At 33.9% G+C, this 12,636-nt stretch carries 14 protein-coding genes; 9 read left to right on the top strand and 5 right to left on the bottom strand.

The window, feature by feature from the left end; all coding sequences use genetic code 11:
• The first annotated feature begins 409 nt into the window (after positions 1-409).
• The 4 genes from EIY84_RS10405 (at position 410) to EIY84_RS10395 (ending at position 2,615) form a co-directional block, all read left to right on the top strand.
• A complete protein-coding gene (locus EIY84_RS10405; RefSeq protein WP_124642927.1) occupies positions 410-997 on the top strand; it encodes a zeta toxin family protein in 588 nt (195 codons plus the stop codon).
• Positions 981-1,127 carry a hypothetical protein gene (locus EIY84_RS11835; protein ID WP_164472040.1) on the top strand — a complete coding sequence of 49 codons (147 nt, stop codon included), beginning with the start codon at positions 981-983 and terminating at the stop codon, positions 1,125-1,127. Before EIY84_RS10405 ends, EIY84_RS11835 begins: the two co-directional genes overlap by 17 nt.
• A 182-nt stretch (positions 1,128-1,309) precedes the next feature.
• Positions 1,310-1,849: a hypothetical protein gene (locus EIY84_RS10400; RefSeq protein WP_124642925.1), complete on the top strand. Its 540-nt coding sequence runs from the start codon at positions 1,310-1,312 to the stop codon at positions 1,847-1,849.
• A gap of 232 nt (positions 1,850-2,081) precedes the next feature.
• Complete coding sequence (locus tag EIY84_RS10395) at positions 2,082-2,615, top strand: hypothetical protein (protein WP_124642924.1); 534 nt, start codon at positions 2,082-2,084, stop codon at positions 2,613-2,615.
• 92 nt (positions 2,616-2,707) lie between these two features.
• Here the strand turns inward: EIY84_RS10395 and EIY84_RS10390 are convergent, their stop codons facing one another.
• Positions 2,708-3,265 (bottom strand): thermonuclease family protein, encoded by a 558-nt coding sequence (locus EIY84_RS10390; RefSeq protein ID WP_124642922.1) that lies wholly within the window; start codon positions 3,263-3,265, stop codon positions 2,708-2,710.
• Positions 3,266-3,373: 108 nt separating this feature from the next.
• Between EIY84_RS10390 and EIY84_RS10385 the strand changes: the two genes are divergently transcribed.
• The 4 genes from EIY84_RS10385 to EIY84_RS10370 all read left to right on the top strand — a co-directional run bounded on the left by EIY84_RS10385 (position 3,374) and on the right by EIY84_RS10370 (position 5,260).
• Positions 3,374-4,177, top strand: a complete 804-nt coding sequence (locus EIY84_RS10385; RefSeq protein WP_124642920.1) for a hypothetical protein — start codon at positions 3,374-3,376, stop codon at positions 4,175-4,177.
• 68 nt (positions 4,178-4,245) lie between these two features.
• Positions 4,246-4,698 (top strand): DUF5675 family protein, encoded by a 453-nt coding sequence (locus EIY84_RS10380; protein WP_124642918.1) that lies wholly within the window; start codon positions 4,246-4,248, stop codon positions 4,696-4,698.
• Between the two features lie 12 nt (positions 4,699-4,710).
• Positions 4,711-4,983 (top strand): hypothetical protein, encoded by a 273-nt coding sequence (locus tag EIY84_RS10375; protein ID WP_124642916.1) that lies wholly within the window; start codon positions 4,711-4,713, stop codon positions 4,981-4,983.
• Positions 4,964-5,260, top strand: a complete 297-nt coding sequence (locus EIY84_RS10370; protein ID WP_124642914.1) for a hypothetical protein — start codon at positions 4,964-4,966, stop codon at positions 5,258-5,260. The genes EIY84_RS10375 and EIY84_RS10370 overlap by 20 nt, the downstream gene beginning before the upstream one ends.
• A gap of 167 nt (positions 5,261-5,427) precedes the next feature.
• Here the strand turns inward: EIY84_RS10370 and EIY84_RS10365 are convergent, their stop codons facing one another.
• Positions 5,428-5,940 (bottom strand): hypothetical protein, encoded by a 513-nt coding sequence (locus EIY84_RS10365; protein ID WP_124642912.1) that lies wholly within the window; start codon positions 5,938-5,940, stop codon positions 5,428-5,430.
• Between the two features lie 106 nt (positions 5,941-6,046).
• On the bottom strand, positions 6,047-6,472 hold the full coding sequence (locus EIY84_RS10360; protein ID WP_124642910.1) for a DUF6943 family protein: 426 nt from the start codon (positions 6,470-6,472) through the stop codon (positions 6,047-6,049).
• A 462-nt stretch (positions 6,473-6,934) separates the two neighbouring features.
• On the opposite strand from EIY84_RS10360, the gene EIY84_RS11830 reads away from it, so the two are divergent.
• A complete protein-coding gene (locus tag EIY84_RS11830; RefSeq protein ID WP_164472039.1) occupies positions 6,935-7,177 on the top strand; it encodes a hypothetical protein in 243 nt (80 codons plus the stop codon).
• Positions 7,178-7,543: 366 nt separating this feature from the next.
• Here the strand turns inward: EIY84_RS11830 and EIY84_RS10350 are convergent, their stop codons facing one another.
• Positions 7,544-10,588, bottom strand: a complete 3,045-nt coding sequence (locus tag EIY84_RS10350; protein ID WP_124642906.1) for an SIR2 family protein — start codon at positions 10,586-10,588, stop codon at positions 7,544-7,546.
• A gap of 106 nt (positions 10,589-10,694) precedes the next feature.
• On the bottom strand, positions 10,695-12,623 hold the full coding sequence (locus EIY84_RS10345; RefSeq protein ID WP_124642904.1) for a DUF262 domain-containing protein: 1,929 nt from the start codon (positions 12,621-12,623) through the stop codon (positions 10,695-10,697).
• Between the last annotated feature and the right edge of the window lie 13 nt (positions 12,624-12,636).

Here is a 12,636-nt window from a genome sequence, read left to right as displayed (position 1 = left end):
ATGAACGCTTGGATAGATAGCTTTAAAGCGCTATTAATACGATATGAAACTAAAGAAAAACATTGGAGGGATTTTCATCTGCTCGCATTCTGTTGTATTTTGATTAGGAAACATTAAACAAGTTCTAGTTATAGATAAACTTCTGCTAACATTGTATTGGCAAAATGCGGGATTTAGGGAAAAGTTGAACTACTCTACTTTTTTAGTCGCCGCTATTTTTCCATTCCACATAATTTTTGTAGTTTAGTTTCATGGAAAAAATATCGGCTACGCTTGGTCTAAAATTGAACTAAAGTTCCATTTTTGCCCGCACTTCGCCAATACTTTTTCCGTTAGCTGTAACCCGATTAGAGATTTCACAAAAAATAAAAGTAGTTTTTCATCCAGAAAATAATGTAAATTTGTATTTATGAATGAAAAAAATCTTTATATCATCGCAGGATGTAACGGAGCTGGAAAAACAACAGCTTCTTTTACTATTTTACCTGAAATTCTGGAATGTAAAGAGTTTGTAAATGCTGATGAAATTGCAAAAGGGTTATCTCCTTTTCAACCTGAAAAAGTTGCATTCGAAGCTGGAAGAATAATGTTAAATAGAATAGACGAGCTTTTCAAAAATGAAGAAAATTTTGCATTTGAGACCACTTTAGCAACAAAAACATACAAACAGAAAATCCAATTTGCAAAACAAAATGGGTACAACACTACTCTACTTTTTTTCTGGTTACAAAATTCTGAGTTAGCAAAAGAACGAGTAAAAATCAGAGTTAGTGAAGGTGGACACGATATTCCAAAAGATGTAATCGAAAGAAGATATTTAAACGGAATCAAAAATCTATTTAACATTTATTTGGAAATCGTAGATCAAGTTTTGATTTTTGACAATTCTGAAGGTAAGCATATTTTAATCGCCGAGAAAAACATCGATGAAGATATTATCATTCACAATCCATTAAAATTTAACGAATTAAAACAATATCATGACACAAGAAGCTAAAAATATAAGAAAGACTAAAATTTTGAAAGGTCTTGAAAAGGCCTATGAAAAAATGATAGAATTTAAAAAAGAGAAAAAAAGTAAAATTGTAGTCATTCGTGAGGACAAAATCGTAAAGCTAAATCCATAATTCGGGCTACAGCTAACGGGCAGTTTTGCAAGAGAGCGGAAGAAGTTCTCCGTTTGAAATATTATAGTATATTTGAAATGTAGTTCTCGCAAGGAAATTTGTGATAATAGTCCACTCCCTCGCAAAGCTGCCAAAATGTTAGCCGTAATTTTATAAAAAAGCCGTAAACTAAACGAAATCAAGTGATTCCAATAATCATAATTTTATTACTATTAATAATTATTCCTTCTATCCTATTTTTCATTTTTGTGAAAAAATTCAATGGACTAAAAGAAGTTTCAATTATTTTAGGTTCATTAATTTTGTTAATATTTGCGTGTGTTTATTTTTTCCAAGATTCTGATTCAGAAATTATTGTACAAAAACTGACTGAATCTAACTTTAAACTAAATGATAAATTTAAAGTGTTTAATAAAAGTGAAGAACAAACTTTAATTGATTACTACACTGATTACGAAATTCTGATTTCTGAGAAAGACAAACTCAATTTGATTAACAAAATTAGAAACTCAAAAAAATTCAAAAAAATTAATCAAGACGACTATAGTTCCTATTGGAAAAATGAATATGAAAAAGAACTTATTGATAATCAAACTGTAAGAAACTACAACATAAATCAATTTTATTTTAGAACAATAACATTTCCAAATTCTTCTCGAAAATTAGAAACGAAAATTGATACAATAAAAAATGAATTAAGAATTACAGATTCTGCGGATTAAAAAAAACTACGGCTAACAGTGTATTGGCAAAATGCGGGGTGAAACGCAAGTTGAAAGATTTGAAATATTTATCCGCCGATTGCTTTTCCGTATTGATTATTTTTGTAATTTAACAATCCGAAAAAAGCATCGGCTACGCTCGGTTCTGAATTGAACTTTTCGTCCAATTCAGCCCGCACTTCGCCAATACTTTTTCGTTATCTGCAAGCATATCATAACTCCCTACAAATCAATGAATAAAGAACAAATTAACATAGCCAAAAATTTAGAAATTTTAAAACTATATGGTTGGAGATATTTCACACATTTTCAAATATTTTATATGGTATTAATAATTCCGATAATGATTTTCTTGGTGAAAGCATTTAAATTTAACAATTTTCATTTCAGCCAAAACGAATTTTATTTATACTTTGCATTAGGAATTGTTTGCGCTTTGCTTTATTTCATGCAAAAAAAGAAGTTAAAATTCAAAACTATTAAGATTAATAATAGCAAAGAAAAAATTTTAGAATGTATTGAGAAAGTTGCTGAAAAATTGAAATGGTATCCTGAAGAAATTACAGATGAATATATAATTGCAAAAACTCGCCCAAGTTTTTTTTCAGGAAGTTGGGGTGAAGAAATAACAATTGTGTTTGACGGAAATAAAATTCTTATAAATAGCATTTGTGATCCTGACAAACAATCATCAGTAGTTTCCATGGGAAGAAATAAAAAAAATGTTAATATATTAATAAATGAAATAAAAAATGCCTGCAGATAACATTGTATTATATCAACTCTTATTGCAGAGTGCTTTAAACACTACATTTCCTTACTCTCTTGTCTCGATAGGTAGAACATAAGGAGAACAAATCAGAAAACATCGATAAACAGATAGATTCCCGCCTTATCCTGTTTTGCCTGGAAATTTAAGTGCTGATATTCAGGAAGCATAGAACAATAATACGAATGGCTTGCTTTAGCAAAGCCATTGCTTATTAAGAGCTCATTCAGGCATTCGTCGGTCGGGAGAATGACATACGCCAAATCTCTCAGCCAAAAATCGGTTCGGTTATCCAGTTCCGTTAATAGCGTAATACGTGTTCCGGGTGGACAAACCTGTAGAACATAATTCAAAGACATCAAACCATATTGAAGTAGCAAACTGGCAGGTATGCCTGTTTTCGCTTCATCCTCGCGCATCTTTCTTGAAAATGATACTTCGGGTGCATCCAATCCGTAAAGACGAATTTCACGTCTTTCCTGTGTGAATTCCTGTTTGACTTTCAGACTGTCTCCGTCCAAGACTTCTTCAACGATCCAAAACGGCTGCTCGTGAATGTTTTTGATTTGAAAATATTTTGTTGATGGATTTACTGTTGTGCTGCTTTCCATTTCGTTAGCGTTTGCACTTATTGCGTTGTATTTCATTGGTTTTCAGTATTTTAACTATTGTTTTTATAAAGATAATAAATGATATTTGTATCTGTCTAGACAACAGTGTTTTTCTCTCTTTTCTAATTTCAAAAATTTAAAACAATGGCAAGACAAAAAGGTCTTATGAAATACGTCGGTACTATTGGCGACGTTAGACATTTCAAAATCAAAGGTCAGGAAGGCTTCTTCGCAGGTATGGTCGGCGGTCCTACAGCTGAACAGGTGAACAGCGCCCCTGAGTTCGAAAGAACGCGTGAAAATATGAACGAATTTGGCGGATGTGCAAAAGTTGGTAAATCGTTAAGAACAGCGCTCTCTGCTCTTATGGGAAAATTTACAGATCCGCAGGTTACCGGAAGATTAACTTCAATAATGAAGAAAATCAATCTTGAGGACGGAACCGAAGCGAGAGGTTACAGAAAAGTTGAAGTATCCACACAGAAAAATTATCTGCTTGGATTTGAATTCAACAAGAACCTTTCAATCTCCGGTATTTTTAATGCTCCTTACGACATTGAGCCGGATGCAGGAAGAACTTCTTCAGATTTCATCGTTGCTGCTTTTAATCCTGCTGATTTGATTACTGCTCCTTCAGGATCTACTCACTTCAGACTGATTAATGCAATTGCAGTTCTTTCTGATTTTTCCTACAACCCAACTACAGGAAGTTACGAGCCGGACGATATGGTGAACAACGAGTTAACCAACATCGCTTATTCTCCTTATATCCCGTTGAATGTTCCTTATGCCGGTTCAACCATTACAGCAACACTTCCGGGTGCTCCTGTATTGGCTGCAAACGCTTCGGTAGTTCAATGTATCGGGATTGAGTTCTTCCAGGAAGTTAACGGAAATCATTATCCTTTTGCCTCCGGGAACTGTCTCAAAATCGAGGAAGTTTTTTAGGAAACAAACTTCTAAGGCCTTCCCAAACCGGGAAGGCTTTTTTGTTTAATGTCCAAATATTATAAAAAATGAAAGCAAAAATAATCAGGGTTGCAGAGGGCAGAAACTCTACACTTTCCCACCTATATATTAACGGTATTTTTCAGTGCTTTTTGCTAGAAGATAAAATCAGAGCCGTTAAGATTATGAAACAGACCGCCATTCCCGAAGGTGTTTTCAGACTTCGTTTGAACACTTGGGGCGGAATGAACAAAACGTATTTCCCAAAATATGGACCAATCCACAAAGGAATGATTGAGATTGCCGAGCTTCCAACCTTTTCAGCGGTCTATATCCACATCGGAAATACTATTGAGAACACAGCAGGCTGTCCGCTTGTCGGACTGTCCTATATCAAGAAAGACGGTGATTATCAGGTTCTGCAAAGCACAGACGCTTACAAACAGGTATACCGAAAACTGTATGAAGTGGCAACCGGAAAGGATAACCAGATTGAAATCAGCAACAATTTTCAATTTTAAAAAATGAACATTATGCAAAATGAAATCACGTTAAATGTTTTGTTTGGTTCGGTTTCTTCGGTGCTTCTGGCGATAGTCGCGTACTTTATCCGGCAATTACACAGCGATTTCAAGAGTATGGAAAAGGACATTTCAGAAGTCAAGACCATGGCATTACTGATCAAAACAGAGTTTAAAAACAGTTATGACCTTCTTAATCAGAAGGTGGAATATCTGGAACAAAGGGTTACAAAACTGGAGTTAAATAACATTAAAAATCAGGATCATGAAAAACAGGAATCTTAATTTAATCAGTAGAGTTCAGGAACCAACGCCAAAATGGTTCAGAATCGTTAGAAATATCGGACTGGCTTTGTCGGCGGTTGGTGGTGTTCTTGTGGCTGCTCCGGTGACACTTCCTGCAGCAGTTGTTTCCGTAGGTGGGTATTTGCTTTTGGGCGGTTCCATCATTGGCGCGGTATCACAAACGGCAGTCAGTGCCGAAGAATACGGCGACAAAAACCGAAAATCCCGGGAAAATTCCACGGAAAATTCACCTGGTGAATTTGGGAAACAGCCGTAAACAGGCGCTTATCTTCTACGAAAATCATTCAGGCCGGTTCAAAAGACCGGCTTTATTATTTGCTTTCATCCGTCTGCACCGTTTCTTATAAAGGGGCGAAATATGTATGCTTTATGTTGCGCTTATCGGTTAAATCAGGGTGAATCAAGCGTGTGGCAGGAAAAGAATTATTTTTTTCGATTAATTTTACTTCTCCGGAGTGATTTTGTTTTTGCAAGTGCATTCGGGGATTTAAGTGATTTTGGCTGAGCCCCGTATTCACGTTCCATTTTTTTCTGGAATTCATCCTCCCGGGACATATCAAGATTTTCATATAAAATCTTTCCCAGTAATAAATTAACGCTGTAACGGTCAATAGGAAATTTAGAAGCATCAATATTTTCTGGATATATTTCGTTGACATATACCCATCCCTTCAATTCAATCAGCATTCTCGGGCTGTCAGGATTATACCCTGCCTGGAATAAAATGTGGGAAATATTTTTAGGTTGAGAAAAATTTTTGGTTGCATTATCGCTGTAAAGCCTTGAAAAAATAAAGTCTGACGGTTCGCGGTATTCCACGGTTTTTTCACCCGATTTCATATGATACAGGTAAACTGTTTTGATAGTCAGAAACAGATAATCGTCTTTCTTCAGTCCCAGTTTTCGGATTATGTTTTCAAGTTCAGGATTTTTCATATTTATTAGTTTTTCAGTTATTATGGTAATAAAGCAATTCACTAAAATACTTAAATTAAGCAATAGTAAAAAGCAAAAAAAACTTCCCGAAGGAAGTTTTTTGATTTTAAATACTGAAATAGTATTTTCTGACAAGCGAATCTCGCAATTGCTTCAGCAGTTCAGATTGCTTTTGCATTTTCTGCTCCAGTTCCCAGGTTGCCCGGATTTTGTTGACCATTTCCGGGTTTCTGTTGGCTTTTTCAATGCCGGGTTGAATCCATTGCAAAAGCAGTTTTTTCAAGTCTGAAAGGCGAAGCATTTCAATGACTGAGCCGCAAAGGTGCGGATGAAAGAATCCGTTTTTCCAGAGGGCGTAAAAGGTCCAGTAAACGGTTTCGAGTTCTTCGGGACTGCTGCAATAAAAAATAAAGCAATTCGGGCAAGGTTGGCGAAGGGGTTTTCCTGCGTTGCGTCCTCTGTTCAGAATGTAGATTGCCTGTTCAGGCGTTTCGCGGTGCACGGCGTACGTGCGTACTTTGTTTGTAAGCATAATTTTGTTTTAAAAAATTTTGCTCCGCTGAAAATTTTTCAAAAGAAAAAAAAGAAAAAAAGAAAGTGCTCCGACCGTCTGGAAGGAAAATGCGATGCAATATTTTTTCAGAAAAATTTTGGGGCTAAATTTTAGCGCCACAAAACTTTTTCTGAAAAACCCGACAGGGCTTGATATTGTCGGCGCATTTTCCTTACAACAGAACTTTACTTTCTTTTTTTTTATTTTTTCTTGATGCCTGATCCTCGATTGAGGCGCAATCAAGGCGGTGGAAAGAAAGGGCAAAGACAGCGGTATGGCGACAGGAATACTTGGACTGGCGACATACTGCTGTGCGCGGTGACGAAAATGTATAGACGGCAGAGAAAGCCGGTTGTTCAACAACCGAAAAGTGAATGCCGGCTATATACTGTAGGAACTTGGAAAAGCGTTGGCAAACCGGGGAAACAGACTCGCAGAAAAATGGTGATTTCCGAAACGATCAATTTGGGTAAATCTTCCTTATGTGTCGGAATGGAAAAAGCGGCTGCAAAGACAGTGGTATGGAATGCTGAAAGAAAATGCTTTGCTTGGGAATTTTCAGCACGCGCCACAAACACACTACAAACCTTTGCCTATGAAACCAAAGTGTTTTTGGTGTGTGATGAAAATAATGGAATGGAAAAAGCAATTTTCTTCAGTATGGAATACGACTGTGCGCGATGACGAAAGCGACTGTATTGCCACTAAACTTTTCCGCTGAAAAAAAGCAACACAGTGGCTGTAGGAACTGGCTAAATCCCGAAACTCTCTGCACCATTTTTCTGCATCCTTGAATGGGTGGCGGGGATAATGTAGGTTTTCGATTGGGAAACTGACCGTGTAAATTATAACTGCCCTGGCGGCTGGAAGGCGATGGCGCAAAAGGGCTGTGCCCGTTGCACGGAAAGCATTTTACATAATCTCAAATTATGGGCAATGATGCGGTTGGTTTTGCACGGAAGGAAGCCTGCGGACTGGAGGGCAACGGTGTGCGCTGGCACTTTGACCATAATTTCGATTATGTAACTTGCTGTGGCAGAGCGGGGAAAATCAAACCTTTAGTTTGAAATAGATCTCTGCAAATTCTTTATCAAAATTATTTTGAAGAATTTTTTCAAGTGTAGGTAAAATGAAAGTTGCTTTTTTATAAGCAGAAATGAACTCTGGCGACGTTTCTAACTTTAACCAACTGATATCAAATTCTTTTTCAGGAAAATCTTTAGGAGAAAGAAGAAAACGAAAATACGGTTTTTCTGTGATCATCATTTTTGCTTCTTTCTTTGTAATCTTACCTTGGTAAACCAGATATATGAAATTCAGAAAAAAATTTACTTTCCTTCTTGAGACATCTTTATTTTTCTGATCTTTAATACGTGCAGAAATACTGTCAATATATTTTTTACGAAATTCTGATTTTAGAGGTATCTTATTATCTATTATGTAGAAGTAATCATCAATATCCACGTTATCTAAACCAAAATATTTCTCAACCTTCATAATTAGATTACGTTTTTCATCCGCAGTAAGTGCTGAATATAGACCAGCAATATTCTGAACATTGTTTTCAATATCAAAATATTCACTTTCAAAACTGTTGGTCACATAAGACTCATCTCTTTGCTTCAGAATGTGTAATGTCAATAAATACTGGAAACAGTAATCTTTTCTTTTTGACAGAAGATCAAGAAGAGTTTCAAGTGCTTTAGTTTCAATCTTTTCTCCTTTTAATGATAGAATCTTTTCAAGATACCATGTTTCTCTCTTAAAACGAAAATCAGTAAACTGAATAAATCTATTGTTAAGCTCCATCATTTCATTCAGTTCACTTTCTTCAAAATCAAAATACGCGAAAATCAGATAAATATTTTTTAGTTTAATTTCTACTGATTCGCGGAAATCCCCATCAGAAATGAGTTTCCCTTTGAAAAGAGTATTTCCATAAAAATCTTTACCGAAGACTGTATTCACTTTATATGAAGATGCAAAAAAATTTCTTGTCATTTCCATGAAATTTTTACGATCATCATCACCAATTTTGATATCTTTTAATGACAACTCGGTTAAAATTTTATGTAAATCTTCTGGCTTTGAATAATCAACAATCAATTTTAGTATATAGTGGTTAAATTTTTGAAGGCCAGGGTTGCCAAAAAAATTGAAATCATCATCTTTTGAATCTAATAAACTAATTGCATAGGCAGTAAAAAATGCATTTATTGATTTTCTGAATGCCAAATTAATTCTTGAAAAACCGTTACCTATAATAAAATTGAGGTTCAAAAATCTCTCTAACTCAACACACGATCTGAATAGATTTGATACATCACTATTAGATGAAGAACCACCTTTTTCAATTAGTTTTTTTGTTAAAGGTATTTTATTGTATTTATCATCAATATCGTCACACAGATTTTGAATAAAAATTCCATTCTTCAATTCGCGAAGAAATTCATACAAATCTTTATTAACAAACTGTTTGGTTTTATAAAACTCTTTATCCAGGTCAAAATCTTTATACTCATCAAGCATATTTTTTATTTCATCATACTCTAGTTGCGAATAGTACGCTAAGTAACTAAGTTTCGAAAGGCGATAAAGATTGTATTTGGCTAAAAAACTGACTTCAAAACGCTTTAAGCGATTTGCTTTTGACAATATTTGCTTAAAGCCTAAAAAGGATAAATAATAGTTATCTAGTTGATAACAACCAAAAGCATAAGTTAAATCTTCAAATAACTCTGAATTTTCAGAAATTTGATAATTTTCTGTTTTTTGTAAAGCAACATCATAATTATAGTTTGATATTGAACACATTATACAGTCACATTTTTCCTTATTAATTCTTTTCGCAGTTAAATCCACAGAAGTTTTGTGATCAGAAGCAGAATAACCAAAAGAATCTGAGCCTTTCTTTGGCAGAACTACTGTATGAATATCTGAAAAGAGGAATCGATTGACAATATATTCCATCTTATTCATTTGGCTTTCGCTTAAGTTTTTCTTGTCTTTTGGATCGTAATCGCGGAAAAGTTCATAAAGAAGATTGTTTTGACATGTAAAAACGTTGCCGTGAAAAATGTTAGTTCTTACCGAAGGATTGTCCTGATAATTAAAAATACTATTGTGGCTCAAGATAATTGATGGAATTTTTCTAAAATAATAGAAATCACTAAAAAAAGCATAAATTTCATCAATAAGTTTTCCCGTATGCTCAGGCGTTAACCATTTTTTGTAAGAATCCGGATTATAGTTTGAGATCAAAGATAATATACTGTAAAGCCTATTACTATGTTCAGAAAGTTTAGAAGAATTTACCGTGACTATAGATGAAAACTCTGGTAATTCTTCCTTTAATTTTTCAAATTCAATAATGTTAACTCCATTATTTTCGTAATATTTTATTTCAGACAAAGAAAGGGGTTCTGATATGCTTATTAGATAAGTTCGCTGATGATGCTTCTTCAATATATGTCGAATTTCCTGATTCAATATTTTCAAATTAATATCAGAGAAACTATATCCGACAAACAAAACCACCTTATTGCTAAAAAGCGATTTAACGAATATTTCTTTTAATGGATTATTCAGAGAAAACTCGAGATAATCAGTTTCTTTTAATACAATATTATGGTTTTGAAAATCGCCATGATACTTTATCAACAAATTTTTGAACTTCCCGTAAGGAAGATCTTCATCTTTTGCAACCAGAGAATAATCTAATCCTTTATTCGCAATAACTTCTTCTAAAAAAGTATCATAATTTGTGGTGACTATATGCTGTGGATTTAAAGAAAATAATATTTCATGAAGCAAATTAGGTTTATTGATACTATTCTTATAAATTAAATTATTAACAATATCATAGTATTCTTTTTCACCCTTTTCATTATATAAAATCTGTGCAACTTTTAAAGCATCATCAAGTTTTTCGGGCACGAAACTCAAACTCTCTTTCATGCCTTTGACTAAATCAGCCCATAGAGGCAAGCCAGACTCGACAGAAATACCTGAACCTGCAAAAATTACCAGTCTATCTTCGTCAATTGCATTTTTAATTGCTAAAATCTTGTTCAAATTTTCTCTGGAATTGCTCATTATCTATTTTGTATTGAAAGTCTTTTTTTCTGCCTATAGCATCAATGAAAAACTATCTTGTTCCTCTTTTTACCTGTTACAATAGCGTTACGTTAAATATTTCCTTTCACTGTACTTTTCCAACATCGCTAATTTCTTTATCTAATATTTTATCAGAATAATAGTCATTAAAGAAAAGACATTCGTCAATTTCCTCCCCAGAAAAATGCAAACCTGGGATTTTTTTCTCAAGGAAATTAAGCAATTTTTTTCCTCTGATCTGTATCTCTTTTTCAGTCCAAGATGGGTTTTTGCTAATTTCAATTTCATTGTAAGAACCGGTTTTAAAGCGGTCTTGTTTAATAATCCAGGATTTATTTCCAAGCGAAGAATTTTTTCCATTCATCAGTATCGTCAAATTACCAAGAGAATTAATTAAAATTTTTCGTGCAGTAGATTTTTTTTCATCCTCAGGAAGACGATCTGAAACCGACCTTACCTCATTTAACCAATTTGCCGAATAATCTTGCGGAATTATGTGCTCAATAGTAGTTTGCTCATAATCTGATAAAGATACTTTCAAATGATGTTCCCCATATTCCTTCATCAATTCTTTGTCATACTCAAAAAGAAAATACTTTAAAGCCCCCCACCTGTGAAAACCAACAGCACCCCGAACATAAGTAAATAGAGAACCAAATCCTTTTACAACATTTTCTGCTACAATCTCACCTTCTAAATATTCTTGCATTTCGGCTTCAACTTCTAATATTTTTTCATTTAGTTTTTCTCCTGAATTATATAATATTCTAGCCCAGGTAGAAACATTTCTTTCATCCATTATCCAAATTCCTGGAACCCTATTTCTAAACAATATTGTTTCAAGATTCAAAAGAAGTTTATCTATAATTTGATGATTTTCAATTTTGTAAAGCAATGTAGAAATGAAAATTTTAATGTCTTTACTGCTATTCAACAAGAGTATTTTGTTGATTAAGGAATTATTTGAATTATTTACCTGAAACCAAATAGGTGCAAAACCAGAGAGTTTATGAATGTAGTGTTCTATTTTTTCAAATGATACAGTAGGCTCTTTCTTTTCAGTATCTTCGAGCGCATATTTCTCAGATCTATTGCAAAACATCTGAAATACCTTTTCTTCTGCTAACTTCTCAGAAAAGACGGATTCTTTTGGCTTACGGTACAAGGATAAATGCGCTGAAAGGAACTCGTCTTCATCAAGATATTGATCGGGGTTCTGAGCCAGCGAATTGTAAATTTTTCCCCATGCATCATTTATATTTTTTCTTAATAAATTTTTATCCTCTTCAGATTGATGTATCTTGTCATTTAGATAAATTAATCTATTCTTTAATTTTTCAAGTGTAGTAAGAGGTTTTCCTCTATTGTTCATGGTTTCAAAAACGGCCTGTACATCAAGATCTTTCTCAATTTTTCTTATATCAAAAATTAATGCAGTTGTAATTTTGCGAAACAAAAGATTTCGTTCATCATGTGACATATCTTTTAGTTTATCGAAGAAAAATTGCTTAGCATAATTGAGGTTTTTAGCATATAAATTCACTGAGTCACTATCCAAAAGCACGGCTTCATCTTCAAAAATTGATTTGGATAAATACTTATAATTTTTGTCAGTTTCCTGATATCCGAACCTAAAAACTTTGCTTTTGCCACTTTCATTCTTTGAAAATAAATATTCATTTTCTAAAATAGTTTTCTCTTTTGAGGCATACCCTCTATCGGCAACTTTAAGTAATTCAAATAGCAATATGCTCATTGTGGTTAACCGCTGTTGACCATCAACTACGTGGAAAAAATCATCATTTACCCATTTTTCAGATTCAGTTGGTTTTGATTTTTCGAGAAAAATTGTTCCCGTATAGTGTTTCTTAAATTCTCCCTCATCTTCGCGGATATCTTCAATATCATCCCACATCTCATTCAATTGTTTTTCGTTCCAGGAGTAACCTCTCTGATAATCTGGAATTCTAAAATATCCCTGTGAAAATACTTTATGTAGTGTAATTGCTTCCATTTTACTTTTTTAA

Source organism: Amniculibacterium aquaticum, assembly GCF_003852705.1.
Classification (GTDB): domain Bacteria; phylum Bacteroidota; class Bacteroidia; order Flavobacteriales; family Weeksellaceae; genus Amniculibacterium; species Amniculibacterium aquaticum.
The sequence above is the reverse complement of the archived record's forward strand: the minus strand, read 5'-3'. Positions and strand labels throughout refer to the sequence as shown.